This window comes from Mixta calida (assembly GCF_002953215.1).
GTDB lineage: Bacteria > Pseudomonadota > Gammaproteobacteria > Enterobacterales > Enterobacteriaceae > Mixta > Mixta calida.
Genome location: NZ_CP026378.1, coordinates 1,477,870 through 1,504,244 on the forward strand (window position 1 = coordinate 1,477,870; position 26,375 = coordinate 1,504,244).

Genomic DNA, 26,375 nt, shown 5'->3' on the forward strand with positions numbered 1-26,375 from the left:
TTTTTGTGATAAATATCACATGAAAAAGTGTTAAGAAACTCTGTTACTGATGGCGTGATCGTGACGGCGATTCGGCTATATCGGGTGACACATTTCAGATGGTAGCGCCCATCGACAGACGATAATGCAAATCGACCTGCTCGATGGTGGGTTGTTGATGGATCTTTTTAATGAGAATTTCTGTGGCGACCTTGCCCATTTCGAAGCGCGGCGTGACCACGCTGGCCAATTGCGGCGTTGTTACCTGCCCGATTTCCAGCCCGTGAAAACCTGCGATCGCCATTTGATCGGGGACAAGAATGCCTGCGGCGCGACACTCCTGCAATACGCCAACGGCCAGATCATCATTGGTACAGAGAATGCCATCCATATTGGGATAGATCTGCCGCGCCAGAGTCATCATGCCTGTACCGATGGAAACCGAAGAAATTTTATTCGGCGCTATGCGCCCCGCTGGGAGTCCGGCCGCCGTCATGGCTTCGCAATAGCCTGCATAGCGTTGTTCATCACGCGTATCGGACATCGAACCAAAATAGATAATGTGTTTTTTACCGCTGGCCAGCAGCATATTCGTCATATCCAGACCGGCGCGGTGATTATTGAAGCCTACGCTGATGCGTCCGGGCGTCTGAGTCAGGCCCATCACTTCCGCAATCGGGATGCCTGCAGCTTTCAGATATTTTTCTGCGCGCACCGTATGCACGGATTCAGTCAGAAGCAATGCCTTAATATTAAAAGCCAATACCGTAGCGATCTTTTCTTCTTCGCGCTGGCGATCGTAATCGTAATTTACCACCAGCGTCTGATAACCCTGTACGCGGGTAACGGATTCCACACCTGCCAGCAAATCGGCAAAAATCTGATTATGAAAGGAAGGAATAAGCACGCCGATGCGGGGCAGGGTATTGCCGATCATGGCGGAATTATCGGCGTCAGGCTGGTAGCCAACCTCCGCAATCACTTTCGCGATATGTTCCGCCGTTTCCGCCTTTACTTTTTCCGGCGTGCGTAAATAGCGACTAACCGTCATTTTTGTTACGCCCGCCAGCGTAGCGATATCATGTAACGTTATGCGTTGCATTTTCATTATTCATGTCCGTCAGACGGCGATTCCATCACATTATTATGCCTGCCGGCAGAGGGAAAAGGAATTATTCGCCGATACCGGATCCGCCCATTTCGGCTGCCTGACCTGCCACAGTTCACAACAAAGGTAACCGGGTTTTGTAACACGGATTAGAGTGACGTCCGTCACAGTTTTATACGCCATAAAACCGTGATATAGGCGTTATGAATGGCAAAACAAGGCAGGTTTGTTGATGAACGATCTTTTCAGCTTAAACAACAAACGGATATTGATAACCGGCGCCGCCCAGGGCATTGGTTTCATTATGGCCCGTGGTCTGGCGCAACAGGGGGCAGAAATCATCATCAACGGCACGCATGCAGAGCGGGCAGAAAAGGCTGCCATGCGATTACGCGATGAAGGTTTCAAAGCCCATACTTCTCTGTTTGACGTTGCCGATGCCCGTGCGGTGGAACAGGCGGTTGCGGATATTGAAAATAACATAGGCCCGATTGATGTGTTATTTAACAATGCCGGCATTCAACGCCGCCATCCTTTTACCGAATTTCCGCTTGATGAGTGGAACGATATTATTGCAACCAACCAGACCGGCGTATTCATCGTCTCGCAATGCGTGGCAAAAAAAATGGTTGCGCGCAAAAAGGGCAAAATTGTCAATATCTGTTCAATGCAAAGCGAACTGGGTCGGGATACCATTACGCCTTACGCGGCGGCAAAAGGTGCGGTAAAAATGCTGACGCGCGGCATGTGCGTGGAGCTGGCGCGTCATAATATCCAGGTTAACGGTATCGCCCCGGGCTATTTCCGCACGCCGATGACCCAGGCGTTAGCAGACAATAAAGAATTCACCGACTGGTTATGCAAGCGTACCCCTGCCGCGCGTTGGGGCAATCCTGAAGAACTGGTGGGTGCGGCGGTGTTTCTTTCGTCAAAAGCGTCCGATTTCGTTAACGGGCATCTGTTGTTCGTCGATGGCGGCATGCTGGCGGCGGTATAACAGGGAGGATCTGGCTATGGCAGTACCATGTATCATTTTAATGGGCGTATCCGGCACCGGAAAAACCTCCGTAGGCATGGCGCTCGCCAGGGCGCTGAATGCGAAATTCCTTGACGGCGACGACCTTCATCCGCGTGAAAATATCCTGAAAATGGCTGCCGGACAGGCGCTGAACGATGAGGATCGTCTGCCCTGGCTCACGCGTATTTCCGACGTGATTTTTAGCCTGGGCCAGAAAAACGAAGCGGGTGTTCTGGTCTGTTCCGCACTGAAGAAACGCTATCGCGATACGCTGCGCGCGGGCAATGCGCATGTGCGTTTTATCTGGTTGCAGGGTGATTATCAGTTTGTATTGAACCGCATGCGGCAACGACAGGGCCATTTTATGCCGGAGGCGCTTCTGCAAAGCCAGTTTGCTACGCTGGAAGTCCCTGGCGAAGAGGAAGGCGATGTTATCCCGGTCGATATTTCACCTGCTCTTTCCCATATCGTTTCACACTGCATCAGCCTGGTCAGCGCCGCGCCAGCGCAGATGACAAAAGTCGCGTCCTGATTGCCTGTTTTTATACGGGCGCATCGCATCCGCGTTCCGCCCGCTTCCCGCAATGCCATCATCCGCTCTGTGCCGATGCACAGAGCGGATTGACGCCTGCAATCATCCATTGTCTCGGGCTATCCGACGTCGGCGCCGCCAGGTTAATCCTGCGCATACCGCAAGCAGAATGACGATCAACGCCACTATGCCCGGCATAATCCACGGTTGCGCCCTGGCCAGCAGCGGCGGGTGGCCGCCCTGACGCACCCAGGCAACGTCACCTGCACTCACGGTGACCTCTGGATTACCGTAATGCGCCAGCACGAAATTACTGATATCAGCGACCTGCGCATCGCTCAGCTTGTCAACATAAGAGGGTGAGCTGAAGCCCGGCATCAGTACCTGACCCGCGGCGGTGTTGCGCTGCACGCCAAACAGAATAGCGGCAATCAGATTGGCTGGGTTATGCATGCCCGTCGCGGTATTGTGGAACAGCGAAGGGTAAGCCTGATTAGCGCTGCCGGCTCCGTCTGGCTGATGACAGCTGGCGCAGTTGCCGCTGAACAGTGCCGCGCCATTCGTCAGTGAGTGATTGGCGTTATTGGCGTTACGTCCGCGTATGCTGTTCTCCACATCCGCTGGTTTGCCAAAGCTGTAGGCGGGTTGCGTGTCGCCTTCGTCACGGATTGGCGTCGTGCTTTTAAGATAAACCGCTATCGCTTTCAAATCGCTGTCGGACAGATACTGCAGGCTATGCTCCACCGCTTCGGCCATGCCGCCCGCCGCCTGGTTTTTGCCCTCAGCCCGGCCGGTCTTAAGGTATTGAACCAGCTCATCGTTACGCCAGCCACCGATTCCGCTTATCGCATCGGATGTGATGTTAGGCGCGTACCAGCTGCCGATCGGCGCACCAGCCAGCGGCCGGTTGCCTGCCTCCTGCATCAATACTCCGCGCGGCGTATGACAGGTGTTACAGTGCGCAAGGCCGTTAACCAGATAGTTACCCCGATTCCACTCAGCACTCTGGCTGTCATCGCTCAGGTAAGGCTTATCGTCCGCAAACATCAGGTTCCAGAAGAACATGCTGAAGCGCAGGTTAAAGGGGAAAGGCAGGCTGGTTTGTCGGTTTTTCTGCTCAACCGGCTTCACGCCATGCATAAAGTAGTAATAGAGCGCATGCAAATCTTCATCCGTGATCTTGCTGTAAGAGGTGTAAGGCATCGCGGGATAGAGCTGCGCGCCGTCAGCGCGTACGCCATGGCGTACCGCCTGCGAAAATTCAGCTTCGCTGTAAGGCCCGATGCCGTCGGCAGAAGGGGTGATATTGGTGGAATAGATCACACCCATCGGCGAGGCGATCGCATAACCGCCGCTGAAGGCGGTTGCACTGCCCGGAGCGGTGTGGCATGCCTGACAATCCGAAGCAATGGCGACCTGTTCCCCCTGGCGCAACAATGTCAGATCGGTCTGCTCTGCCGGAGCGCTTAACGTCAACGCTGCCATGAGTGACGTTGCCATCAACAGCTGTTTCATGCGTCCCCCTTCATGCGCAGGCTGATGTCATGAGCGGCCTTCAGCCCCAGCGCCGCCATGGTCAGCGTACTGTTCACCACGCTGGCGGAGGGGATGGCGCCTCCCCCGGGCAGCCAGAGATTTTCATGGTCAAATGCCCGACAATTGCCGTCCACAACCGCCTCTTTTGCATTTTCCCCCATGATAACCCCACACATAATGTGGTTATTGGCATTCAGGCCTTGACTGATAGTGAATTCTTTGGCGTCAAACAGCTGCCCGATATGCTCCAGCTGCGCGTGAGAAGCTTCCGCGCCCTTACGGACATAATCACCCACGTCGTAATAAATATCGGGGCAGGGCAAGCCATGCGGATCTTTACGGGTTTTGCTCAGCGTCAGACGGTTTTCCGGATCGGGCAGCGGTTCCAGACTGATGGAGAGATCCACGCTATGGACTGCGCGGTAGCGAATCTCCTCATCCAGTGCTTTGCCGACCAGGCCTTTTTTCATCGCCTGTTGCGTTGCGGTGACCACACGGGAAATATTGTTGAGGATCACTTTGTTCGCGGAGTAGTCGCGTCGGAAGTCGCCGTCACGGTAGCCGACCATACAGCTGCTCTGCGCCGGACCTCTGCCCAGCCAGACCGGTTCTTTCGTCAGAAACGAACAGTGGAAGCCGGAGTGGTCCATCATGTTACGGCCAACCATATCGGAAGCGGGTGATGCTGCCAACTTACTGATTTAGTGTATGATGGTGTTTTTGAGGTGCTCCAGTGGCTTCTGTTTCTATCACCTGTCCCTCCTGTTCAGCTACTGACGGGGTGGTGCGTAACGGCAAAAGCACTGCCGGACATCAGCGCTATCTCTGCTCTCACTGCCGTAAAACATGGCAACTGCAGTTCACTTACACCGCTTCTCAACCCGGTACGCACCAGAAAATCATTGATATGGCCATGAATGGCGTTGGATGCCGGGCAACCGCCCGCATTATGGGCGTTGGCCTCAACACGATTTTACGTCACTTAAAAAACTCAGGCCGCAGTCGGTAACCTCGCGCATACAGCCGGGCAGTGACGTCATCGTCTGCGCGGAAATGGACGAACAGTGGGGCTACGTCGGGGCTAAATCGCGCCAGCGCTGGCTGTTTTACGCGTATGACAGGCTCCGGAAGACGGTTGTTGCGCACGTATTCGGTGAACGCACTATGGCGACGCTGGGTCGTCTTATGAGCCTGCTGTCACCCTTTGACGTGGTGATATGGATGACGGATGGCTGGCCGCTGTATGAATCCCGCCTGAAGGGAAAGCTGCACGTAATCAGCAAGCGATATACGCAGCGAATTGAGCGGCATAACCTGAATCTGAGGCAGCACCTGGCACGGCTGGGACGGAAGTCGCTGTCGTTCTCAAAATCGGTGGAGCTGCATGACAAAGTCATCGGGCATTATCTGAACATAAAACACTATCAATAAGTTGGAGTCATTACCCAGGTAATCTACTTACCGCCCGCCAGATCGATAAAGTTGCCGGTGACATAGGAGGCTTCCTCCGACAGCAGCCAGGCGATCGCCTCGGCGACTTCTTCAGGCTGACCGCCGCGCTTCATCGGCAGATTCTCTTTCACCCGATCCACCCGTCCCGGTTCGCCGCCGTCGGCGTGCATGTCGGTATAAATCAGTCCGGGCCTGACGGCGTTAACGCGAATGCCCTGCGCCGCCACCTCCAGCGCCAGCCCGATAGTCAGCGTATCCACCGCGCCTTTAGAGGCCGCATAGTCAATATATTCATGGGGCGCGCCGAGCCGCGAGGCGGCGGAGGAGACGTTGACGATAGCGCCGCCCTGACCGCCATGCCGCAGCGCCATGCGCTTGACCGCCTCGCGCGCGCAGATAAAGCTGCCGCCGACGTTGGTGGCGAAAATCGCGGCGATGCGCCGCGCATCCAGCTGCTCGATGCTCGCCTGCTGCTTAAGAATGCCGGCGTTATTCACCAGCCCGGTCAGCGTGCCGAGATCGCGATCGATCTGCCGGAACAGCGCCACGACCTGCTCCTCATTGGCGATATCCGCCTGCACCGCGATCGCCTTGCCGCCGCCGCGTCGAATCATATCGACCACTTCTTCGGCGCGCGCCTGCTGCGAACGATAATTGATGCACAATGCATGGCCTTTCGCCGCCAGCGTCAACGCGGTCGCCCGCCCAATGCCGCGGCTGCCGCCGGTGATTAAGGTAATATTATTTTTCATCCGTTCTGTCCGCCTGAGGCTGTATATAAAAATGAGGGGTAGGAAGAGATTAAAATAAATTTTAATAATTAAAAAACAATCCCATAACCAAGCTTGTGTGAATAGAATCACAAAATAGTTGGCGCACGCATTAATGAATCTTATTGATTGTTAAGGCGGGGGGGGGGACAGGCGATTGCCGAAAAGAGAAGCCAGCGCTGCGCGTTAGCATGGGTAGGCGCAACAGTGGAAGCTGAAAGACGCCCATAAAAAAACCGACCGGCAGCCAACCGATCGGTTTGTTTATGCTCTGTAAAAAGGAACGTCGCGTCCCGTCAGCGACACCGACTAGGCAGCGTGCTGATTAACCTGCTGCTCGGCCAGCATGGTGAGTTTTTCATCGGTGGCCTTCTCTTCATCCAGGGTATTCTTCAGGATAGAGACGACGTTGTCATAGCCCAGATTTTTCGCCAGCGCCATCAGCGAACCGTAGCTGGAAATCTCATAATGCTCGACTTTCTGAGCGGCAACAATCAGACCCGCATCGCGTACCGGCCCTTCCTCTACTTCCTGAATAATCTCCTCGCCCTCTTTGATCAACCCTTCCATCGCTACGCAGGTAACATTTTCCATTTCCACATCGTCGAGCGCCTGGATAACCTGATCGAGACGTTCGATATGGCCTTTGGTCTCTTCCAGATGTTGCCTGAAGCCTTCGGCAAGTTTTGTTTCAGTGGCGGCTTCCGCCATTTTCGGCAGCGCCTTGGTTAGCTGTACTTCAGCACTGTAAACATCGCTCAAGGTATGAACAAACAGATCGTTTAGCGATTGCATAGTCATAATGCTTGTCTCCCTATGATTGTGTATCGGTGTGCTGCACTTGCTATGAAAGCCTGGTAGATGCGTTGCAGACAGGCAAATATGCTGCGTTTCGCTTTCAACGCGATGAAAGATAAGCGTTTATCGCGGTTTTGAGCGGATGATGAAAATAAAATCTTCATTTATCAGTCATTTATCTTCAAGGTAATTCCTGGTAAAAGAGTGTGTAATCTTGTTGCTGAACGCAGCGGCAGGCAGATAAAAGTGGATGTTCAATGGAATTTTTACGTAAACGCATCGAAAAGCAGGTTTTTCGGCTTAACGGGCTTTCGCTGAATGAGTTCGATATTTCGCAACCGGCGGGCGATCCGGGCCTGTTCGGGCCGGACAGCGTGGTCTGGCCGGTACATGGCGACTTCACCTCGATGCTCTGCGGCGGCGTCAGCGCCCTGATGCTGCAAATGCTGCATCCGGCGGCGCTGGCGGGCGTCTGGGATTACTCCTCCTTTCGTGAGGATATGCTGGGACGACTGCGGCGCACCAGCCAGTTCGTCGCGGTAACCACCTTCGGCAACCGCGCCGATGCGCTGACGCTCATTGAACGCGTAAAGCGAATTCATCTGCGGGTCAATGGCATCGACGCTTACGGTCGCCCCTATGCCGCCAGCGATCCGACGCTGCTGACCTGGGTGCATGTCGCCGAAGCGAGCCGCTTCCTTGCCGCGCATCTGCGCTATAAAAATCCGGCGCTCAGCCCGGCGGATCAGGATCGCTATTATGCGCAGGCGGCGCGGGTGGCGGAGGCGCTGGGGGCGGAGCGGGTGCCGAAAAGCCGCGCGGAGACGGAGGCGTGGATCGCCGCGATGCGTCCGCAGCTCTGTTACGACGCGCGCGCTCAGGAGGTGATGTCGCTGTTGATGCACGCGCCTGCGCCCAGCTGGCAGGCGAAACTGGCGATGGGAACCATTATGGAAGCGGGCATCGGGCTGCTGCCCGACTGGGCGCAGCAGATGACCGGCCACAGTCTCGACGCCCGTCGGCAGGCGGCGGTCGACAGGCGCGTGAGGATTATCGCAACGCTGCTGCGCTGGGCGGTGCGTAACGGCGCCTGGCCGCGCGCCATGCGCCGTATGGGGCGTCACTTTTGAGATTATTACCCTTGCCGCAGCGTGGCGAGAAGGGCGATCCTGCTCTATTCTCGGGGAAAATGGATTCCTCTACGTTGCGTTGAGGCACTATGACATATTCGCAGTTGATTGCTGAGGTGACTAATCAGCAACAGACGTTAACCGCCATCATCGAACAGACCGAGCGGGCCGCCTATTTCTATATCTGGCCGACCGAACCTTTCCGCTCACGCTTTGCGGTGCGCGGCTGCTGGCTGCGTAATCTGCTGCCCGCGCCGTTTCAGGAGGATCGCGAAGCGATAGAACAGGGCATTGCGCCTCTGCTCAGCGCCGACTGCTGCCGTACGCTGGAGGCGGAGCCGCCGCTCGATCCCGCCGGTCTGCAAATCATTTGGGAGCCGACCGACGACGGCGCGGCGGTATGGTATCAGGGACAGCTGCTGGCGGTGATCCCCGGCTGGAGCCTCTACCAGAATAAGCAGGTCAGCTTCTCTGCCGGCTGCATCCGCGAAAATCGCCTGACGGCGCCGCTGGGATCGGCCTCCACCAATCACTACTACGCGCAGGCGCTGGCGCATCGCCAGTTCTGGCGCGACTGGCATGATGGGCATCTCTGGCAGCCGGTACAGCACGATTTGCTGCGCGTTTATGAAGCGCACTACGGCCCGTCGCTGAAATATTATGCTATCGACCAGGGCCAGTGGCCGCCGATGGCGCTGTCGCAGCACTATCATCAGGGCGTCTGGTACTTCTTTACCGTCGGCATGTGCATTCGTCCGATGCCCTGGGTCGATTTCCTTTATGAAGATTTAGCGCCGCAGTACCGCCGCACCGAACTGGCAATGGCTATCGACGCCGAGGTGATGACCGAAGACAACGCCATTCAGATGGCGAGCGCGCTGGCAAACTATGCGCACTATCCCTGGAGCAGCCTCAACTGGCTGGGGGAAGGGCATACGCTCCCTTCGTCAGTGGCGCCGGTCGGTTTTGAAGGCTTTCTGCTTTCCGCCGAATTAGGCGGAGAGACGGGCCAGCTTCCTCTGCCGCGTCGTGAAGGCGAGCGGGTCAATCTGCTGTGGACCACGCCGGTGACTGCGGCGGAACAGGCGTTCGCCATGGCGGAAGAAGGGGGCGGAATGCAGCTGGTGACGCTTTTGCAACAGGAAGGCGCCAGCCACATTTTCCGGCCGCGTCAGCAGGTCGTGGAGCAGGAGGCGTAGCCCGCGTCTATATTTGTAAATTGTGATGGCGATCATCTCAAGTAAGATCGTTACATGCCGTTAACAGGAAAAGGGCAATTGGGCCCTTTCCGTTAAGTGGTGTGGACATGTTAAAAACAACGCAGGCCCGCTTTACGGTAACCCTGGTGGCATTCTTTCTGCTGCTGATGGCGGTTACCATCGTGGTTATCAATCTCTTTGTGGCCCCGCAGCTAAAAAATAATGAAGAACGTCTGGTGCGCTATGAAGTGAATGCGCTGGCGGCGCGAATTGTCGAGCAGATGAATCGCGTACAGGCGCAACAGCGCACCATTACCGAAGCGGTAAGCGTGATGGATAGCCCGGCGATCGATACGCTGCTGCCTGCGCTGGTGAACCAGTATCAGGACAGTAATGTGTTCGGCGGCGGCATCTGGCCTTTGCCCAATATGCGCGAAGCCGGACGGGAAAAGTTCAGTACCTTTTTTGCCCGCGACGCCAGCAATCAGCTACAGGTAAACACTTTCTGGAACTCGCCGGAAGCGGATAAATATTATGAGCAGTCATGGTATAAAGCGGGCCTTGCCGCGCCGAAAGGCGTCTGCGCCTGGGCCAACGCCTACCAGGACGCCGCCAGCCCGCAGCCGCGCACCAACTGCGCCATGGCGATCTACCGCAACGGCGCTGAGTGGGGCGTCGCCACCATCGATGTCACCCTCGGCTTCTTTAACCATCTGGCGAAAGAGATGGGCGAGGCCATTCATGGCCGCGTGCTGATCGTCGAAGCGAATGGCAAGGTGGTGGGTAACGCGGCGCTGGTCAACGGCACGCCGAAGCTGCAAAATCTGAGCGATCTGACGCTGCCGATGGCCGCGCCGCTGAAGGCATTGCTGGCCAGCGCTGGCAGCCAGCCGGTGCAGAGCCAGTACCAGGACGAGGAAGGCGATCGCACGCTGTTTGTGCAGCAGATCGCCGGCAGCCCCTGGTTCCTGGCGAGCGATGTGCCGACCAGCCTGCTGACGCAGCAGACGCACTCGATGCTTTCTCGTCTCGGCGTGGTGCAGATTCCGTTAGCCATCGCCTTGCTGCTGGTGTTGCTCGGCTTTATCCGCAGCATGATGAAGCGTCTGGGCCAGCTGAATGACAACATTCTGGCGCTTTCGACCGGCGGTGCCGATCTGACGCAGCGCCTGCCCGCCAGCAACAGCCCGGAATTTAACGCCGTGGCGCAAAGCTTTAACCAGTTTATTTCCTATCTGCAGGGGCTGATGCGTCAGGTGGGCGACAGCGCGTTGGCGATCACGTCCGCCTCGCGCGAAATCGCCAGCGGCAACCTCGATCTCTCCTCCCGTACCGAGGAGCAGTCCAGCTCGATAGTGGAAACGGCGGCGTCGATGGAGCAGCTCACCGGCACGGTGCGTCAGAATGCCGACAACGCTACCCACGCCAACCAGCTGGCGGATAACGCTTCGCAGGTGGCGGCGCGCGGCACCGAGGTGGTGCGTCAGGTGGTAGCGACGATGGGCGAAATCGACGCCTCCTCGCGTAAGGTGGTGGATATTATCAGCGTTATCGACAGTATCGCTTTCCAGACCAATATTCTCGCCCTGAACGCGGCGGTCGAAGCGGCGCGCGCCGGCGAACAGGGGCGCGGTTTCGCCGTGGTCGCCAGCGAAGTGCGCAACCTGGCGCAGCGTTCCGCCAACTCGGCGCGTGAAATCAAAAAGCTGATCGAAACCTCAGTGGCGAATATCGACGCTGGCAGCCAGCTGGTAGGCGAAGCGGGCCGCACCATGGATGAACTGATGCAGGGCGTATCAAGCGTCACGACGCTGATGGGCGAAATCATGTCCGCCAGCCGTGAACAGAGTATGGGGATTGAACAGGTGAACGTTGCCATCAACCAACTCGATAGCACCACGCAGCAGAACGCCGCGCTGGTGGAGCAGGTTTCCGCCGCCGCACAGGCGATGGAGGAGCAGAGCGTTCAGCTGGAAGAAGTGGTTAAGGCGTTTAAACTCTAGTCCCTCTTATCAGGCGCCCCCGCAGACGGCGGGGCGCCTTTCTCCCGACATCTTTTCGCACATAATGTGATAAATGCAGACGCTTTTTTCCGCCAGGCGGCCCGACGGTTATGCCACAATAGTTGGGATTATTCTGAAGGAGCCTGCATGTCCGCTATTGACGTTATCCTTGTCGATCGTTTCGATCGTCCTACCGGTAAAATGGAAAAGCTGGAAGCCCATCAAAAAGGATTACTGCATCGCGCGGTAACGGTTTACGTCTTCAACAGCCGTAATGAGCTGCTGTTGCAGCGTCGCGCCAGCGACAAATATCACTGCGGCGGCCTGTGGAGCAATACCTGCTGCGGGCATCCTTTACCCGATGAAACGTCGCAGACGGCGGCGGAGCGGCGGCTGGAAGAAGAGATGGGGCTGCGCCTGACGCTGACGCCGATGTTTGAGCTGAGCTATAACCTGCCGCTGAGCAACGGGCTGATCGAACATGAGTATGGGCACGTGTTTTTCGCCATCAGCGATCAGACGCCGCACCTCAACCCGCAGGAGGCCGACGACAGCCGCTGGCTCTCGCTGACGGCGATTCAACAGGAGATAGCGCGCGATCCGGCGCGCTTCACGCCCTGGTTTTTACATACCTTCGCCCGTATTCCCGATCAGCTGGCGCGCTTTATTCAGCGCGGCGCCGCGCTGAAATCCTCCGCATCCACATCGTAGCCTGACGGCTCCCAGCGCACCAGCATCAGCGCCAGCAGGCCCGCCAGCGGCGCGATGGCGATCGCCCAGAAGACGTTGGTGTCCAGCATCGCGCTCAGCAGTGGAAAGAGAAACAGCGACACCGTAGAGCTGGCGCGCATCAGCGTCTGGTTAAGGCCGACGCCGACGCCGCGCAGCGAAACCGGATAGCTGAGCGAAGCGTAGGTCATGGTGTGCGAACCGGGACCGAAACCCTGGCCGAAAAGGAACAGCGCCAGCATAGCGATCGCCAGCATCGCCTCCGACATGCCCTGCGGCCGTCCGATCAGCGCCAGCCCTAGCAGCGCCGCCAGCTGGCAGGCGTAGCCCGCTACCGTCATCCGCCATGCGCCCAGGCGCGGCACCAGCCGCACCGCCAGCAGGCCGCCGACAAAGGCAAACAGCAGGTTGAGCGCCAGCGATACCAATATCGTGGTCAGCATCGTCTGCGCCAGGAAGCTGGAGATAATCACCGGCAGGCCGAACGCCACCGCATTATAGGCAAAGGAGGAGGCGATGGAGATGACCGTCGCCAGCAACGTGCGTCGCAAATAGACGCCGCGCAGTAGCGCGCCGTAGTTACGCCAGCCGGGGCGACGAGTGCGCGTCGCGGCGCTGAGATCGGCGTCGCTCGCCACCTGCGCGTTAATGCCCCAGGCGCGGCGCAGGATCGCGGCCGCGCCGTGCAGATCGCCCTGATTGGCCGCCCAGACCGGGGATTCGCTCATATAGCGGCTGCGAATGGCGATGATCGCCAGCGCCGGCACCGCGCCGAAGCCCAGAATCAGGCGCCACAGCCAGTCGGCGTGGCTCGACGGCAGTATGCTGTAAAGCACCAGCACCAGCAGATAAGAGACGCTGATGGCGGCATACCAGGTAGGGCACCACATGGCGATGCTCGCCGCCTTGTTGCCCCGTCCTTTCAGCCGCGAAAACTCGGCGAGGAAGGCCATCGCCACCGGCAGATCGATGCCGACGCCCAGCCCCATCACAAAGCGCGCGCCTGCCAGAACATATTCGTTGGGCGCCAGCGCGCAGGCCAATGCGGCGACCACAAAGAAAAACATATCCGCCATAAAGACGCGATAACGGCCGATTTTATCGGTCAGCCAGCCGCCGATCAGCGCGCCGACGATCGCCCCAAAGGTGATGGCGGAAGCGACCATGCCGCTGCCGGCGGGAGTAAGATTAAACTCCCGCGCCACATCTTTCATGCCGAACGCCAGCGCGCCAAGATCGTAGGCGTCCAGGAAAACGCCGCCGAGAGCGATAGCGACGACGATCCGCCCGTTGCCGAGCGCTTGTGTACCGGTGTTGACCAGCCGCGACACGTCGGCGGGTTGGCGTATCCAGACCGTTTCACCGGTCGTGATGTCCTTAAGCGACGCATCCGGCGTCGAAGAGGCGGTAATGTCAGTCATGATGTTATGTTGTCAGACGTGTTTGGGTCTTCTGAGCATAACGTCCTGATGCCGCTGGCTAAATTCCTTCTGGTTATATCTTACTTCCGAACGCGATGAGGCCTGCGCGCTGCTTCGCAGAAAAGAATCTGTTTTCCCGACAGGCACAGGGATTTGCGCTACGCTTTGACAGAACCTGACCTGGAAGGAAAACGCTATGACTTTCGCTGTTGCGCGTCGCGGATTATTCACCCTGGCCGCCCTGATGGCGCTGGCCGCCCACGCCCAGGCCGCCGATCCGGTGCGTGTGGGATCTAAAATCGATACCGAAGGCTCGCTGCTGGGCAATGTGATCCTGCAGGTGCTGAATAAGCACGGCGTGCCGACGGTGAATAAAATTCAGCTTGGCAATACGCAGGTGGTGCGTGGGGCGATTACCGCCGGCGAGTTGGATATTTACCCGGAATATACCGGCAACGGCGCGTTCTTCTTTAATCAGGCGGGCGACGCGGCGTGGAAGAACGCCAAAGCGGGCTATGAGAAGGTGAAAAAGCAGGACGCGGAGAAAAACCAGCTGGTCTGGCTGACGCCCGCGCCTGCCAATAACACCTGGACCATTGCGGTGCGCGGCGATGTGGCGCAGAAAAATAAGCTGGCTTCGCTGGCCGATCTCAGCCGCTATCTGAAGCAGGGCGGCGTCTTTAAGCTGGCCGCCTCGGCTGAATTTATCGAGCGCGCCGACGCGTTGCCGGCGTTTGAAAAAGCCTACGGCTTTAAGCTGGGCCAGGATCAGCTACTGTCGCTGGCGGGCGGCGATACGGCGGTAACCATCAAGGCGGCGGCGCAGCAAACCTCCGGGGTGAATGCGGCGATGGCCTACGGCACCGATGGGCCGGTAGCGGCGCTCGGCCTGCAAACCCTGAGCGATCCGCAGGGCGTGCAGCCGATTTACGCGCCCGCGCCGGTGATCCGCGCCGCGGTATTAAAGCAGTATCCCGATATCGCTACCTGGCTACAGCCGGTGTTCGCCGCGCTGGATGAAAAAACGTTGCAGTCGCTGAACGCCAAAATCGCCGTAGAGGGTCAGGATGCGAAAAAAGTGGCCGCCGACTGGTTGCAGCAGAAAAAGCTGCTGTAAGCGGACGGCGTAATCAGGCATCTTGTCGACGGAGTGATTTTGCGATTCACCCTCTATAACCGCGTACTGCTGCTGCTGACGGCGCTGCTGGCGACGGCGCTGTATGCGTTGCCTTTCGCCAGCTTCGCGCCTAATCGCCTGGTGTCGGGGCAGCCGGTGATGCTCTCCCAGTTACTTCAGGGCGCAGGCTGGCTGATCCTGCTGATCGTGCCGCTGCTGCTGTTACTGGCCTGGCAAAAGCCGCGCCAGCCTGTGTTGGTTCTGACGCTGTTGCTGAGCGAAACGCTGCTGACGCTGCTGGTGGCGTTAGGCGGGCACGCCGCGCAGACGCTGGCGGGACAGGGCAGCGCGCTGGCGCGCACCGGTTTCGGCAGCGGACTGTGGGCGGCAATCGCGCTCTGCCTGCTGATCGCCGCGGACAGCATAATGCGCCTGACGCGCAATCCGATCTGGCGTCTGCTGCTGAACGCGCAGCTTTGGCTGCCGCTGGCGCTGCTGCTGCTCGGCGGACAACTCGATCAGCTGGCGCTGCTGAAAGAGTACGCCAATCGTCAGGATGTGTTCGATCAGGCGCTGACGCGTCACCTGTTGCTGCTGGCGGCCACGCTGATCCCGGCGCTGGCGCTGGGCGTGCCGCTGGGGCTGATCTGTTATCGCCGCCCCCGCTGGCAGGCGTCGGTTTTTTCCGTGTTGAACATTATTCAGACCGTGCCGTCAGTGGCGCTGTTTGGCCTGCTGATCGCGCCGCTGGCCGGGCTGGCGGCCCATTTTCCCTGGCTGGCGCGGCTGGGCGTCAGCGGCATCGGCCTGGCGCCCGCGCTGATCGCGCTGGTGCTTTATGCGCTGCTGCCGCTGGTGCGCAGCATCGTGGCGGGTTTGCAGCAGGTGCCTGACGGCGTCAGGGAGACCGCCTGCGGCATGGGTATGTCGCCCACGCAGATTTTCTGGCACGTCGAGGCGCCGCTGGCGCTGCCGGTATTGCTCAGCGGCCTGCGGGTGGTGACGATCCAGACGGTGGGCATGGCGGTGATCGCCGCGCTCATCGGCGCCGGCGGCTTCGGCGCCATTATCTTTCAGGGATTGCTGAGCAGCGCGCTGGAGCTGGTGCTGCTGGGCGTAATCCCGGTGATCGCGCTGGCGGTGCTGATGGACGCCCTGTTTAACATCCTTATCTCCCTGCTGGAGAAGCGCAACCTATGATCCAGTTTAATCAGGTCAGTAAATATTTCGCCGGCAAGGCGGCGGTGGATGAGATTAACCTGCATATCGCCGCTGGCGAGTTTACTGTGCTGATCGGCACGTCCGGCTCCGGCAAATCGACCACGCTGAAGATGATTAACCGGCTGGTTGAGCATGATGCGGGCACCATTCAGTTTGCTGGCGAGGAGATCCGCAGCTTCAATCCGCAGGCGCTGCGGCGGCGGATGGGCTACGCCATTCAGTCGATCGGGCTGTTTCCGCACTGGACGGTGGAGAAGAACATCGCCACCGTGCCGGGGCTGCTGAAGTGGCCGCGAGCGCAGCGGCAGGAACGCGTCGCTGAGCTGCTGGCGCTGCTGGGTCTGGAGGAGGAGCTGCGCCATCGCTATCCGCATCAGCTCTCCGGCGGGCAGCAGCAACGCGTCGGGGTGGCGCGCGCGCTGGCCGCCGACCCGGAAGTGCTGCTGATGGATGAGCCGTTCGGCGCGCTCGATCCGGTGACGCGCGGCGCGTTGCAGCAGGAGATGGTGCGCATTCATCGGTTGCTGGGACGCACTATCGTACTGGTGACGCATGACATTGACGAGGCGCTGACGCTGGCGGATAAAATCGTGCTGATGGACAGCGGGCGCATTATACAGCAGGGCAAGCCGCTGGAGCTGCTAACCCGTCCGGCCAACGATTTCGTGCGTGATTTTTTTGGCCGCAGCGAGCTGGGCGTGCGCCTGCTGTCGCTGGGCTATGCGGGCGCGGCCGCGCGGCGCGGCGAATGGCTGGACGCGGCGCCGGTGCCGGAAGATATGTCGCTGCGCGAGGCGCTGTCGCTGTTTATCGCCCGTCAGACAGATAAGCTGCCGGTGGCCGATGCGCAGGGCGCGCCGCTGGGCGTGCTGCACTTCAGCGATCTGCTGCGGCAACGGGAGGGGACATGAACAAATGGCTGCGCGATCCGCTGCTGTGGCTGATCGCGCTGTTTCTGCTGCTGCTGCTGTTAATGCCCTACAGCGGTCCGCTGTTCGCCCGCTGGTTTCCTCAGCTCGATCGACCGGTTTATCAGCAGGAGAGCTTTTTTCAGCTGGCGCTGGCGCATATTCGGCTGGTGGCGTTCTCCAGCCTGGGCGCGGCGCTGATCGGCATCGGCGCAGGCGTCGCCGTGACGCGCCATGCCGGACGTGAGTTTCGGCCGCTGGTGGAGACGCTGGCCGCCGCCGGGCAAACTTTTCCGCCGGTAGCGGTGCTGGCGGTGGCGGTGCCGGTCATCGGCTTCGGCGAGCAGCCCGCGCTGATCGCGCTGCTGCTGTATGGCATCCTGCCGATTTTGCAGGGCACGCTGGCGGGGCTGGAATCGGTGCCGGAAAGCGCGCGCGAAGTGGCGCAGGGCGTTGGCATGAGCGGCTGGCAGCGGCTGACGCGCGTCGAACTGCCGTTAGCCGCGCCGGTGATTCTGGCGGGCGTGCGCACCTCGATCATCATCAATATCGGCACCGCGGCGATCGCCTCGACGGTAGGCGCGAAAAGCCTGGGATCGCCGGTGATTATCGGCCTGAGCGGGTTTAATACGGCGTATGTGATTCAGGGGGCGGTGCTGGTGGCGCTACTGGCGCTGGTGGTGGACCGGCTTTTCGAGCGCCTGCAACGCTGGGTTAGCGGGCATGTAAAATAATGGCGTAGCCTACCAGCATCAGGCCGCCGGTACCGCCAATCGCCATGATAAAGAAAAGGGTGCCGACCAGAAATTTTTGCCAGTTCATCGTATTGCCTGTGAAGATAAAACAAGAGGGCAGATCATAGCGCGAACCGCCCTTTGCGACCAGGCAAATTGCGTCATTTTTCGCGCGATCTTCGCCCGTTTAGCTCTGACCATGCAACGTGATGGAAAAACCCTGTTCATGCCAGTGGGCGAACTGTTCTGTCTGACGGCGCGTCAGCTTCTTGCCGGTCCAGACGAAAATCTGCTGGCCAGGAAACAGTTCGGGGCGCGGGTTATCGAGCGGCTCCGCCAGTACATCCATCCGCCAGCCCGCCTGGGAAAGGCGCCAGGCCTCCAGCCAGATGCGGGTGCGATCCTCGACGCCCCAGCCGATCATCAGCGCATCCTTGCCCGCCTTTTTACGCGTGCCGCACAGGCAGAAGGCGACATAGTCGATAAGCGCGCCGTCGAGCAGGCTGCACATCGCTTTCGCGGTGTTTTGATCGAGCCCCAGACGCTGACGCACCGGCACGAAGACGTGATCGATCAGCGCATCGACCGGATGCTCGCGGCCAATGGCGGCGATTTTACTGCGCAGTCGGGAAGGGCGAACCTGGCGCAGTACGCTCATCACCTCTTCCTGCAATGTCATCCAGCCGTCGTGTACGTTAACATTATCGCCTTCGAGCAGGGCTTTTACTTTGCCTACCGGGACGCCGCTCTCTATCCAGCGCTTAATCTCTTCGATACGCTGAATATCTTCATCATCAAACTGTCGGTGACCGCCTTCGGTACGCTGTGGCTTCAACAGCCCATAGCGACGCTGCCATGCGCGTAACGTTACCGGGTTGATACCACAGCGTTCGGCGACGTCGCCGATGCTGTATAGGGGCATGCACATCCTCTGCTTGTTCGTGAGACTCGGGTGTCTGCTTTAACCTTAGCGGAGGCGTTTCAACTTGTACATTATTTTTTATATTGTACAAGTTGATCGCCGCCACAAAAGCGCGCATTCTCATAATGGAGAAATTATCTCTCATATGGGAAAAGCGATGAACGAGACTGACCAACGCCTTGCTCAGCGGTTGATAACCCTACGCCAGGAGCGGGGCTGGACGCTGGAGCAGCTGGCTAAGTGTACCAGCATCAGCCGCGCGACGCTGTCGCGCATCGAGCGCGCAGAGATCAGCCCGACCGCCACGCTGCTGAATAAGCTTTGCGTCGCCTATGGGCTAACTATGTCGCGCCTGCTGAGCGAAGTGGAAGAGAACGTTGCGCAGCACCTGACGCCACCGCAGCAGCCGGTCTGGCAGGATCGCGAACAGGGATTTATCCGACGCGGGCTGTCGCCGCCTGCCAGCGGCTACCGTGCGGAGATGATAGAAGGCGTGCTGCGGCCCGGAGCGCTCATTGCGTACGACGCGCCGCCGGTGCCGGGCATCGAGCAGCATATCTGGCTGCTGGCGGGCGTGTTGATAATTGAAGCGAGCGGAGCGCGCTGGCGGCTGGAGGCGGGCGATACGCTGCGTTTCCATCTGTACGGCGCCTCGGCATTTCATGCGCCGGAAGCGGAGGGCGCGCGTTACTTACTGGTGGTGTGTCGATGATTGAATATCAGGTAATGGATGGTGGTCAGGCGCGTAGCGAGCTGGAAGCCCTGACTGACGTATTGCAGGGCTGCGTATCAGAGGGCGCCAGCGTGGGATTTATCGATCCTGAAGATCGGCAGATCATGCGAAATTTCTGGCAGGACACATTCGTCGGCCTCGATCGCGGCGATCGGCTGCTGCTGGTGGCGCGCGACGGCGGGAGGCTGGTGGCGACGGTAATGATCTTCTGGAATAACATGCCTAATGGCCGCCATCGTGCGGAAATCGGCAAGCTGCTGGTGCATCCGCGCGCGCGGCGTCAGGGCATCGCGCGCCAGCTGATGCAGCTGGCAGAGCAGCGGGTGAAGGAGGCGGGGCGCAGCCTGATGGTGCTGGATACCCGCAGCGGCGACGTCGCCAGTCTGCTTTATTTGTCGTTGGGCTGGGAGATAGCCGGAGCCATTCCTTTCTATGCGCAGTCGACAGAAGGCGCGATGGACGCCACGACCGTAATGTATAAGCGGCTGACCGTGTAACGGGTTGTCGCACCTTTCGCCGGTTGCGGAAGCCATCTTCCAGATTCGCCGATAAGCGGCTGACGTCAGCGCCATACTGTGTAAAAATACAGGTCATTAAGGCAGGAAGAGAGCAAGATGGCACTAACCGCAGCGTTAAAAGCGCAGATCGGCGAATGGTATAAAGCGCTGCAGCAGCAGGTTCCCGATTTCATTCCGCGCGCGCCGCAACGGCAGATGATCGCCGAAGTAGCGAAAACTTTAGCTGGCGACGACGGCCGTCACCTGGCGATTGAAGCGCCCACCGGCGTGGGCAAAACCCTTTCCTATCTGATCCCCGGCATCGCCGTCGGGCGCGCCGAAGAGAAGCCGCTGGTGATCAGCACCGCGAACGTGGCGTTGCAGGATCAGATCTTCAGCAAGGATCTGCCGCTGCTGCAGAAAATCATTCCCGAACTGAAATTTACCGCCGCCTTTGGGCGGGGGCGCTATGTCTGTCCGCGTAACCTCAATGCGTTGGCGACCGATAGCGAAAAGCAGGGCGACCTGCTGCTGTTTCTCGATGACGAGATGGTGGCAAGCAAAGAAGAACGCAAAATCTGCGAAAAGCTCGAAAAATCGCTGAATCGCCATCAGTGGGACGGCCTGCGCGACCACAGCGAAGAGAATATCGGCGACGCGCTCTGGCAGCGACTCAGCACCGATAAGGCCAACTGCCTGGCGCGCAACTGTCACTGGTATCGCGAATGCCCCTTTTTCGTCGCCCGCCGTGAGATCGAGCAGGCGGACGTGGTGGTGGCGAACCATGCGCTGGTGATGGCGGCGCTGGAAAGCGAATCGGTGCTGCCGCCGGCGAAAAACCTGCTGCTGGTTTTGGATGAAGGACATCATCTGCCGGAGGTGGCGCGCGATGCGCTGGAGACCAGCGCCGATATTTCGCCCGGCTTCACCAGCCTGCAGCTCGATCTCTTTGTCCGTCTGGTGGAAACCTGCATGGCGCAGTTTCGGCCCAAAACGCCGCCGCCGTTGGCGAACCCGGAGCGGCTGAAAACCCATTGTGACGAATGGCGCGAGCATCTCGCCAGACTGACGCGCATGCTGGCGCTCTTTCTGCCGCCGGAGCCGCAGGAGGGCGAACATCGCTTCGAGATGGGGCAGTTGCCGGAGGAGATGCAGACGCTGTGCGCCCGACTCTTTAAGCTGAGCGACGGGCTGCGTGGCCTGGCGGAAGGGCTGCTGAACGATCTCAGCGAGAAAACCGGCCAGTATGACGTGGTACGCCTGCAGCGCACGCTGCTGCAAATGAACCGCGCCTTTGGCTGGTTTGAAGGCATCAACAAACTGTGGCGGCTCGCGTCGATGGAGCAGGCGTCCGGCGCGCCGGTCTCTAAGTGGGTAAGCCGCGAACTGCGCGAAGGCCAGCCGCACCTCTTTTTTCACTGCGCCGGCATCCGCGTCAGCGAACAGCTGGAGAAGCTGCTGTGGCGCAAGGTGCCGCATGTGGTGCTCACCTCCGCCACGCTACAGTCGCTGAACAGCTTTAACCGGCTGCAGGAGCTTTCCGGCCTGAATGAAAAGGTGGGCGACCGCTTTGTGGCGCTCGGCTCGCCGTTCAACCATGTCGAACAGGGCAAGCTGGTGATCCCGCAGATGCGCTACGAGCCGCTGATGGCTAACGAAGCGCAGCACATTGCTGAAATGGCGCATTTCTTTCGCCATCAGGTCAAAGCGGGACTGCATAAAGGGATGCTGGTGCTGTTCGCCAGCAACCGCGCCATGCAGCAGTTTCTTACCCATCTGACCGATCTGCGGCTGATGTTGCTGGTGCAGGGCGATCAGCCGCGCTACCGGCTGGTGGAGCTGCACCGCAAACGAGTGCAGCAGGGCGAGGCGAGCGTGCTGGTCGGGTTGCAATCCTTTGCCGAGGGGCTCGATCTCAAAGGCGAACTGCTGACGCAGGTGCATATTCATAAAATCGCTTTTCCGCCGGTGGACAGTCCGGTAATTTTGACCGAAGGTGAGTGGCTGAAAAGCCTGAAGCGCTACCCGTTTGAGGTGCAAAGCCTGCCCAGCGCCTCCTTTACTCTGATTCAGCAGGTGGGGCGGCTGATCCGCAGTCATCACTGCACCGGCGAAATTGTGATTTACGATCGCCGACTGCTCACCAAAGCGTACGGCGCGCGGCTGTTGAACGCGCTGCCGGTGTTTCCCATCGCGCAGCCGCCGATGCCTGAAGGGGCGAAAGCGCTGCCGCCCAGCGCTAAAACGGCCCCGGCGGGTCGGCGTCGAAAAAAGGAAAAGCGTTAAATGTTGCAGTACAGCAAACTGATTAAAGAAGTGGGACGCGGCAAAAACCACGCGCGCGATCTTGATGAGGAGAGCGCTTACCAGCTCTACCGCGCCATGCTGAATGACGACGTGCCGGAGCTGGAGCTGGGCGCGTTGCTGATCGCAATGCGCATCAAGGGCGAAGGCGAAACGGAGATGGCGGGCTTTTACCGCGCGCTACAGGAGCGTGTGCTTACCTTAACGCCGCCCGCTGACCAGCCGTTGCCGATTGTGATCCCCAGCTACAACGGCGCGCGTCGCCAGGGCAACCTGACGCCGCTGCTGGCGCTGCTGCTCTCTCGTCTTGGTTTTCCGGTGGTGGTGCATGGCGTCAGCGAAGATGAAACGCGCGTGACCAGCGAGGCGGTCTTTCAGGCGCTGGGCGTTGCGCCCGTCGCTGACGCGCAGAGCGCGCAGGCGAAGCTGGCGCAGGGCGAGCCGGTATTTATCACCGTCGATACGCTCTGCCCGCCGCTGGCGAAGCAGCTGGCGCTGCGCTGGCGGCTGGGCGTGCGTAACAGCGCGCATACGCTGGCCAAGTTGATGACGCCGTTCGGCGAGGCGGCGGCGCTGCGTCTCGCCAGCGTTTCACATCCTGAATATATTCCGCGCGTCGGCAAGTTTTTCAGCGCGCACGGCGGCCTGGCATTGCTGCTGAACGGTACCGAAGGCGAGGTTTACGCCAATCCGCTGCGCTGCCCGGCCATCAGTCTGATCGATGGCGCAGGCGCGGAGCCGCAGGAGCTGCTGGCGCGTCAGCCAGAGCAGAGCTGCGACCTGCCGCAGAGCAAAGAGGCCGCTGTCACCGCTGCCTGGATCCAGCAGGTGCTGGACAAAGCGCGCCCTGTGCCGCAGTCGCTGCGTTTGCAGATCGCCTGTTGTTACGTCGCCAGCGGTCGCAGCCCATCGCTGGAAGCGGGGCTGGCGCAGCTGGAGGCCGCCGGTTATCCGGCACCCTGAGCATCAGCCTGCGCGCGTTGACGCCTGCGTGAACGTTAATATCGGCGCGCGCCGATAGCCTGTGCGCGCTTTACTCCGAACGTACGACGACAGGCCAGTTATCTTACGCTGAGTTTGCGACAGCAGAAGCTGAGCCTGCCGCGCGCGGCAGGCGGGTTTCTACCAGCCGTTGCCAAAAGGCGACGCCATGCTCAATCAGCGCATCGTTGAAGTCGTAGCTGGCGTTGTGCAGCGGGCGAGAGGGCGTTTCGCCATCAGCGCCCAGCCAGAAGTAGGCGCCGGGACATACTTCCAGCATGCAGGCGAAATCTTCTGAGGCCATCGACGGATTCACCTGCCAGCGTACTTTCTCAGCGCCGCACTGCGCTGTCGCCACCTTGCGGATTAGCGCGGCAGCCTCGGCGTCGTTCTGCGTCACCGGGTAGCCGGGATACCAGCGGATCTGCCCCTCGACGCCCATGGGCTGCGGCAGCGTATGAACGAACGACGCCACCAGCGCCAGCACCTTTTCCCGCACTTCGCTTTGCAGACAGCGCACCGTGCCGCGCAGCGTGACTGTTTCGGGGATAACGTTAATCGCTTCGCCGCCCTGAATCTGAGTGACGCTGACCACCGACGAGGCGAGCGGCGACAACCGACGCGCCGGAATGGTTTGCAGCGCCAGGATCAGCTGCGCCGCCGCCACCAGCGGATCGGCGCCGCTTTCCGGCATCGCGGCGTGGCAGCTTTTCCCGGTGAGGGTAATGTCAAACGAATCCAGCGAGGCCATCATCGCGCCGCTGTTGACTGCAATCTCGCCTACCGGCAGCCCCGGCCAGTTATGCAGCGCATAGACCGCATCCATTGGAAAACGCTGAAATAATCCTTCCTCCACCATCTTGCGCGCGCCGCCGAGGTTCTCCTCCGCCGGCTGGAAAATAAAGTGGACGGTGCCGCTGAAGCGGCGCGTCTGCGCCAGCCATTTGGCGCTGGCCAGCAGCATGGCGGTGTGGCCGTCGTGACCGCAGGCGTGCATGACGCCGGGTTGCTGCGAGCGCCAGGCGGCCTCTCCCAGCTCGGTTACCGGCAGCGCGTCCATATCCGCCCGCAGGCCGATGGTTTCGCCCGGCCCGGTCTCCAGCGTGCCGATGACGCCGGTGCCCGCCAGTCCGGTCGCTACCTGTAACCCGAAACTGCGCAATTTTTCCGCCACGAAACGGGCGGTATTCTGTTCCTGATAGCCCAGCTCCGGCCGGGCGTGCAGCTGACGGCGCCACTGCACCGCCTCTTCAATCAACGCTGCGGGTAAGCTCATAGCGGTCCTCTCTTCTGGCCATGCCTCGTTGCATGGCGGCTTATCCTCACTCTAGAAGAGAGAATTGGGGGCGTCTATCGGTCCGTGCGGAAAACGCGGACGCGCGGGCTATTTGATCTTTAGATCGCGACGGTTTTCCAGCGTGTCGAAATATTCGCGCAGGAACACCTCTTCGGCCGGATCGAGACGATCCATCCCGGCGGTATAGCGATGCCAGTAAGGATAGCGCGGCGCCGGACGGGTCGCTTTTTCAATGCGCGTGCGCTGTTCGTCGCTCAGTTGCAGCTCGGCCGCCGCCAGGTTGTCGCGCAGGTGCGCTTCGGTGCGCGAGCCGACAATCAGCGAGGTAATACCCGGACGGGTCAGCAGCCAGGCGAGACAAACGCGCGCCGGCGAAACGCCCAGCTCTTCCCCCACCTGCGCCAGCGTCTCGATCACGTCGTAGGCGTGATCCATATTGTGCACATAAGGTTCGGTCCAGCCGTTGCCCTGACGGGAGTCGGCAGAGGTTTTCTCGCCGCGTCGCACCGTGCCGGTCAGCAGCCCTTCGCCCATCGGCCCCCAGATCAGCGTGCCGACATTCTGGTCAAGCGCCAGCGGCAGCAGTTCGAACTCCGCCTCGCGTGATTCCGGCGTGTAGTAGATCTGCTGGCTGGTGGGTTTGCTGAGCCCCAGCTGCTCCGCCTTACCCAGCGTTTTCATCATCTGCCAGCCGCTATAGTTGGAGGTGCCCCAGTAGCGGATTTTGCCGCTTTGCACCAGCGACTCCAGCGCGTAGAGCGTCTCTTCAACCGGCGTCACGCCGTCCCAGTTATGGATTTGCAGAATATCGATATGGTCGGTTTTCAGGCGGCGCAGGCTGTTTTCGCACGATTTGATCAGATGATGGCGGGTAGCGCCGCTGTCGTTGGGATCGTCGCTCATCGGGCTGCGCGCCTTGGTCATCAAAATCACCTTCTGACGCAGGTCGCCTAACGCTTCGCCCAGCACGCTTTCCGCTTCGCCTTTAGAGTAGAGATCGGCGGTATCGACGCAGTTGACGCCCGCCTCCAGCGCAATCTCCAGAAAGCGGCGCGCCGTGCGCGCATCCACGTTGCCGACCTTCTCGAAGCCGTTGCTGCCGCCAAAGGTAAGGGTGCCCATCGTCAGGGTTGAAAGATAAAGGCCGGACTGACCGAGCTGTCGATATTGCATCACTTCCTCCGCATCGTCGTTAAGTTAAGCCGTTAACGTTTTAGCGTAGTTAAGTGACGACGATCACGCAAAAGCCGGGCTACGCCCGGCTGCGGCGCTACGTTTTACGGGCATCGGGGCGCACCAGATCGAAGCGCTGATCCTCGCTGATGCCGTACCAGGCGCTGGGGCCGCCTGCGCGCAGCACCGGCTGCGCTTTGCTGGTCTGGTAGATCCCTTCTTCCAGCAGCGCGGGGTCGATATGCACCGCCACCACTTCGCCCAGGATCAGCCAGCCCTCCAGCGGCTCGCCGTCAGCGTTGTGCAGCTGCAAATGCTGCGTCAGGCGACACTCAAAGTTGACCGGGCTTTCCGCCACCATCGGCGCGTTGACATGGCTGCCCGTCAGCGGCGTCAGGCCGGTCAGGGCGAACTCATCCACCTCATGCGCCACCGACGCAGAGCTTTCATTGGCCGCCTCCGCCAGCGGACGCGTCACCAGATTCCAGACGAATTCGCCGGTTTCCAGAATATTGCGCACGCTGTCTTTTTTACCCTGGCTGGAGAAGCCGATAATCGGCGGATGGTAGTTAAAGCAGTTAAAGAAGCTGTAGGGCGCCAGGTTGCGCACGCCAGCTGCGCTCTGCGAGCTGATCCAGCCGATAGGGCGCGGCGCGATGATGGCGTTCAGCGGATCGTGCGGCAGGCCGTGGCCGACGCGCGGTTGGTAGGAGTAGCGTTGACGAGACATAGTTATCCTTATCGGGAATGAATCTTCACATCTTAGCCTGTTCAGCGCGAAAAAAAGCGCGGCAATTGTTTACGCTTTTTTCC

24 protein-coding genes and 1 pseudogene are annotated in these 26,375 nt (G+C 59.7%); 15 read left to right on the top strand and 10 right to left on the bottom strand.

Going from position 1 to position 26,375, the window contains the following annotated elements:
- Window positions 1-94: 94 nt before the first annotated feature.
- Window positions 95-1,087, bottom strand: coding sequence for a LacI family DNA-binding transcriptional regulator (locus C2E16_RS07000; protein ID WP_038627227.1), 993 nt, complete (start codon window positions 1,085-1,087; stop codon window positions 95-97).
- 232 nt (window positions 1,088-1,319) lie between these two features.
- Between C2E16_RS07000 and idnO the strand changes: the two genes are divergently transcribed.
- Both idnO and C2E16_RS07010 read left to right on the top strand, forming a co-directional pair.
- A complete protein-coding gene (idnO, locus tag C2E16_RS07005) occupies window positions 1,320-2,084 on the top strand; it encodes a gluconate 5-dehydrogenase (RefSeq protein ID WP_038627225.1) in 765 nt (254 codons plus the stop codon).
- Between the two features lie 16 nt (window positions 2,085-2,100).
- Window positions 2,101-2,637, top strand: coding sequence for a gluconokinase (locus tag C2E16_RS07010; RefSeq protein WP_038627223.1), 537 nt, complete (start codon window positions 2,101-2,103; stop codon window positions 2,635-2,637).
- A 102-nt stretch (window positions 2,638-2,739) separates the two neighbouring features.
- Here C2E16_RS07010 and C2E16_RS07015 read toward each other — a convergent pair whose 3' ends face one another.
- Complete coding sequence (locus C2E16_RS07015) at window positions 2,740-4,152, bottom strand: cytochrome c (RefSeq protein WP_038627221.1); 1,413 nt, start codon at window positions 4,150-4,152, stop codon at window positions 2,740-2,742.
- Window positions 4,149-4,850, bottom strand: a pseudogene (locus C2E16_RS07020) (GMC oxidoreductase); the annotation flags it as partial. The pseudogene C2E16_RS07020 and the gene C2E16_RS07015, both read right to left, overlap by 4 nt.
- A gap of 56 nt (window positions 4,851-4,906) precedes the next feature.
- On the opposite strand from C2E16_RS07020, the gene C2E16_RS07030 reads away from it, so the two are divergent.
- A protein-coding gene (locus tag C2E16_RS07030; RefSeq protein ID WP_233987823.1) for an IS1-like element IS1A family transposase occupies window positions 4,907-5,604 on the top strand; the annotation gives its coding sequence in 2 pieces (ribosomal slippage) (window positions 4,907-5,156 and window positions 5,156-5,604; 699 coding nt in all).
- A gap of 23 nt (window positions 5,605-5,627) precedes the next feature.
- On the opposite strand, the gene C2E16_RS07035 is transcribed toward C2E16_RS07030, so the two are convergent.
- Window positions 5,628-6,377: an SDR family oxidoreductase gene (locus tag C2E16_RS07035; protein ID WP_038627218.1), complete on the bottom strand. Its 750-nt coding sequence runs from the start codon at window positions 6,375-6,377 to the stop codon at window positions 5,628-5,630.
- 327 nt (window positions 6,378-6,704) lie between these two features.
- The gene (locus C2E16_RS07040) at window positions 6,705-7,196 is read right to left on the bottom strand and encodes a YciE/YciF ferroxidase family protein (protein WP_038627216.1); all 492 of its coding nucleotides are present in this window, start codon (window positions 7,194-7,196) and stop codon (window positions 6,705-6,707) included.
- A gap of 254 nt (window positions 7,197-7,450) precedes the next feature.
- On the opposite strand from C2E16_RS07040, the gene C2E16_RS07045 reads away from it, so the two are divergent.
- The 4 genes from C2E16_RS07045 (at window position 7,451) to idi (ending at window position 12,236) form a co-directional block, all read left to right on the top strand.
- The gene (locus tag C2E16_RS07045; RefSeq protein ID WP_038627214.1) at window positions 7,451-8,323 is read left to right on the top strand and encodes an oxygenase MpaB family protein; all 873 of its coding nucleotides are present in this window, start codon (window positions 7,451-7,453) and stop codon (window positions 8,321-8,323) included.
- A gap of 89 nt (window positions 8,324-8,412) precedes the next feature.
- Window positions 8,413-9,522 carry a suppressor of fused domain protein gene (locus C2E16_RS07050; RefSeq protein ID WP_038627212.1) on the top strand — a complete coding sequence of 370 codons (1,110 nt, stop codon included), beginning with the start codon at window positions 8,413-8,415 and terminating at the stop codon, window positions 9,520-9,522.
- 107 nt (window positions 9,523-9,629) lie between these two features.
- Complete coding sequence (locus C2E16_RS07055) at window positions 9,630-11,525, top strand: methyl-accepting chemotaxis protein (RefSeq protein WP_038630077.1); 1,896 nt, start codon at window positions 9,630-9,632, stop codon at window positions 11,523-11,525.
- A gap of 147 nt (window positions 11,526-11,672) precedes the next feature.
- Entirely contained in the window at window positions 11,673-12,236 is a 564-nt protein-coding gene (gene idi / locus C2E16_RS07060) for an isopentenyl-diphosphate Delta-isomerase (RefSeq protein WP_052133924.1), read from the top strand.
- Here the strand turns inward: idi and C2E16_RS07065 are convergent.
- Window positions 12,194-13,675: an MFS transporter gene (locus C2E16_RS07065; RefSeq protein ID WP_038627210.1), complete on the bottom strand. Its 1,482-nt coding sequence runs from the start codon at window positions 13,673-13,675 to the stop codon at window positions 12,194-12,196. The two genes, idi and C2E16_RS07065, sit on opposite strands and share 43 nt — an antisense overlap.
- Before the next feature lie 244 nt (window positions 13,676-13,919).
- Here C2E16_RS07065 and osmF point away from each other — a divergent pair, with 244 nt between their 5' ends.
- Genes osmF through C2E16_RS07085 form a run of 4 tightly spaced genes read left to right on the top strand, consistent with a single transcriptional unit; the run spans window position 13,920 to window position 17,655 of the window.
- Entirely contained in the window at window positions 13,920-14,792 is an 873-nt protein-coding gene (osmF, locus tag C2E16_RS07070) for a glycine betaine ABC transporter substrate-binding protein OsmF (RefSeq protein ID WP_103790904.1), read from the top strand.
- Window positions 14,793-14,831: 39 nt separating this feature from the next.
- Entirely contained in the window at window positions 14,832-15,992 is a 1,161-nt protein-coding gene (locus C2E16_RS07075) for an ABC transporter permease (protein ID WP_081981819.1), read from the top strand.
- Window positions 15,989-16,924 (top strand): ABC transporter ATP-binding protein, encoded by a 936-nt coding sequence (locus C2E16_RS07080; RefSeq protein WP_038627204.1) that lies wholly within the window; start codon window positions 15,989-15,991, stop codon window positions 16,922-16,924. Before C2E16_RS07075 ends, C2E16_RS07080 begins: the two co-directional genes overlap by 4 nt.
- Window positions 16,921-17,655 (top strand): ABC transporter permease, encoded by a 735-nt coding sequence (locus C2E16_RS07085; RefSeq protein ID WP_038627202.1) that lies wholly within the window; start codon window positions 16,921-16,923, stop codon window positions 17,653-17,655. The genes C2E16_RS07080 and C2E16_RS07085 overlap by 4 nt, the downstream gene beginning before the upstream one ends.
- Before the next feature lie 187 nt (window positions 17,656-17,842).
- Here C2E16_RS07085 and C2E16_RS07090 read toward each other — a convergent pair whose 3' ends face one another.
- Complete coding sequence (locus C2E16_RS07090) at window positions 17,843-18,577, bottom strand: MerR family transcriptional regulator (RefSeq protein ID WP_084970780.1); 735 nt, start codon at window positions 18,575-18,577, stop codon at window positions 17,843-17,845.
- Window positions 18,578-18,734: 157 nt separating this feature from the next.
- On the opposite strand from C2E16_RS07090, the gene C2E16_RS07095 reads away from it, so the two are divergent.
- From C2E16_RS07095 to ybiB, 4 genes are all read left to right on the top strand, one after another.
- Window positions 18,735-19,289 (top strand): XRE family transcriptional regulator, encoded by a 555-nt coding sequence (locus tag C2E16_RS07095; RefSeq protein WP_038630075.1) that lies wholly within the window; start codon window positions 18,735-18,737, stop codon window positions 19,287-19,289.
- Window positions 19,286-19,807 carry a GNAT family N-acetyltransferase gene (locus tag C2E16_RS07100; RefSeq protein WP_038627198.1) on the top strand — a complete coding sequence of 174 codons (522 nt, stop codon included), beginning with the start codon at window positions 19,286-19,288 and terminating at the stop codon, window positions 19,805-19,807. Before C2E16_RS07095 ends, C2E16_RS07100 begins: the two co-directional genes overlap by 4 nt.
- 117 nt (window positions 19,808-19,924) lie before the next feature.
- The gene (gene dinG / locus C2E16_RS07105; RefSeq protein WP_084970778.1) at window positions 19,925-22,093 is read left to right on the top strand and encodes an ATP-dependent DNA helicase DinG; all 2,169 of its coding nucleotides are present in this window, start codon (window positions 19,925-19,927) and stop codon (window positions 22,091-22,093) included.
- A 3-nt stretch (window positions 22,094-22,096) separates the two neighbouring features.
- A complete protein-coding gene (gene ybiB, locus C2E16_RS07110) occupies window positions 22,097-23,074 on the top strand; it encodes a DNA-binding protein YbiB (RefSeq protein ID WP_038630074.1) in 978 nt (325 codons plus the stop codon).
- Between the two features lie 103 nt (window positions 23,075-23,177).
- Here ybiB and C2E16_RS07115 read toward each other — a convergent pair whose 3' ends face one another.
- From C2E16_RS07115 to C2E16_RS07125, 3 genes are all read right to left on the bottom strand, one after another.
- Window positions 23,178-24,368 carry a M20 aminoacylase family protein gene (locus C2E16_RS07115; protein WP_052133923.1) on the bottom strand — a complete coding sequence of 397 codons (1,191 nt, stop codon included), beginning with the start codon at window positions 24,366-24,368 and terminating at the stop codon, window positions 23,178-23,180.
- A 108-nt stretch (window positions 24,369-24,476) separates the two neighbouring features.
- Window positions 24,477-25,562: an aldo/keto reductase gene (locus C2E16_RS07120; RefSeq protein WP_038627195.1), complete on the bottom strand. Its 1,086-nt coding sequence runs from the start codon at window positions 25,560-25,562 to the stop codon at window positions 24,477-24,479.
- A 97-nt stretch (window positions 25,563-25,659) separates the two neighbouring features.
- On the bottom strand, window positions 25,660-26,292 hold the full coding sequence (locus tag C2E16_RS07125; RefSeq protein WP_038627193.1) for a flavin reductase family protein: 633 nt from the start codon (window positions 26,290-26,292) through the stop codon (window positions 25,660-25,662).
- Window positions 26,293-26,375 lie beyond the last annotated feature (83 nt).

Bases quoted from the DNA above. Each gene is read 5' to 3' on its own strand.
- C2E16_RS07000 (WP_038627227.1), bottom strand. From the start codon at position 1,087: ATGAAAATGCAACGCATAACGTTACATGATATCGCTACGCTGGCGGGC.
- idnO (WP_038627225.1), top strand. From the start codon at position 1,320: ATGAACGATCTTTTCAGCTTAAACAACAAACGGATATTGATAACCGGC.
- C2E16_RS07010 (WP_038627223.1), top strand. From the start codon at position 2,101: ATGGCAGTACCATGTATCATTTTAATGGGCGTATCCGGCACCGGAAAA.
- C2E16_RS07015 (WP_038627221.1), bottom strand. From the start codon at position 4,152: ATGAAACAGCTGTTGATGGCAACGTCACTCATGGCAGCGTTGACGTTA.
- C2E16_RS07035 (WP_038627218.1), bottom strand. From the start codon at position 6,377: ATGAAAAATAATATTACCTTAATCACCGGCGGCAGCCGCGGCATTGGG.
- C2E16_RS07040 (WP_038627216.1), bottom strand. From the start codon at position 7,196: ATGACTATGCAATCGCTAAACGATCTGTTTGTTCATACCTTGAGCGAT.
- C2E16_RS07045 (WP_038627214.1), top strand. From the start codon at position 7,451: ATGGAATTTTTACGTAAACGCATCGAAAAGCAGGTTTTTCGGCTTAAC.
- C2E16_RS07050 (WP_038627212.1), top strand. From the start codon at position 8,413: ATGACATATTCGCAGTTGATTGCTGAGGTGACTAATCAGCAACAGACG.
- C2E16_RS07055 (WP_038630077.1), top strand. From the start codon at position 9,630: ATGTTAAAAACAACGCAGGCCCGCTTTACGGTAACCCTGGTGGCATTC.
- idi (WP_052133924.1), top strand. From the start codon at position 11,673: ATGTCCGCTATTGACGTTATCCTTGTCGATCGTTTCGATCGTCCTACC.
- C2E16_RS07065 (WP_038627210.1), bottom strand. From the start codon at position 13,675: ATGACTGACATTACCGCCTCTTCGACGCCGGATGCGTCGCTTAAGGAC.
- osmF (WP_103790904.1), top strand. From the start codon at position 13,920: ATGGCGCTGGCCGCCCACGCCCAGGCCGCCGATCCGGTGCGTGTGGGA.
- C2E16_RS07080 (WP_038627204.1), top strand. From the start codon at position 15,989: ATGATCCAGTTTAATCAGGTCAGTAAATATTTCGCCGGCAAGGCGGCG.
- C2E16_RS07085 (WP_038627202.1), top strand. From the start codon at position 16,921: ATGAACAAATGGCTGCGCGATCCGCTGCTGTGGCTGATCGCGCTGTTT.
- C2E16_RS07090 (WP_084970780.1), bottom strand. From the start codon at position 18,577: ATGCCCCTATACAGCATCGGCGACGTCGCCGAACGCTGTGGTATCAAC.
- C2E16_RS07095 (WP_038630075.1), top strand. From the start codon at position 18,735: ATGAACGAGACTGACCAACGCCTTGCTCAGCGGTTGATAACCCTACGC.
- C2E16_RS07100 (WP_038627198.1), top strand. From the start codon at position 19,286: ATGATTGAATATCAGGTAATGGATGGTGGTCAGGCGCGTAGCGAGCTG.
- dinG (WP_084970778.1), top strand. From the start codon at position 19,925: ATGGCACTAACCGCAGCGTTAAAAGCGCAGATCGGCGAATGGTATAAA.
- C2E16_RS07115 (WP_052133923.1), bottom strand. From the start codon at position 24,368: ATGAGCTTACCCGCAGCGTTGATTGAAGAGGCGGTGCAGTGGCGCCGT.
- C2E16_RS07120 (WP_038627195.1), bottom strand. From the start codon at position 25,562: ATGCAATATCGACAGCTCGGTCAGTCCGGCCTTTATCTTTCAACCCTG.
- C2E16_RS07125 (WP_038627193.1), bottom strand. From the start codon at position 26,292: ATGTCTCGTCAACGCTACTCCTACCAACCGCGCGTCGGCCACGGCCTG.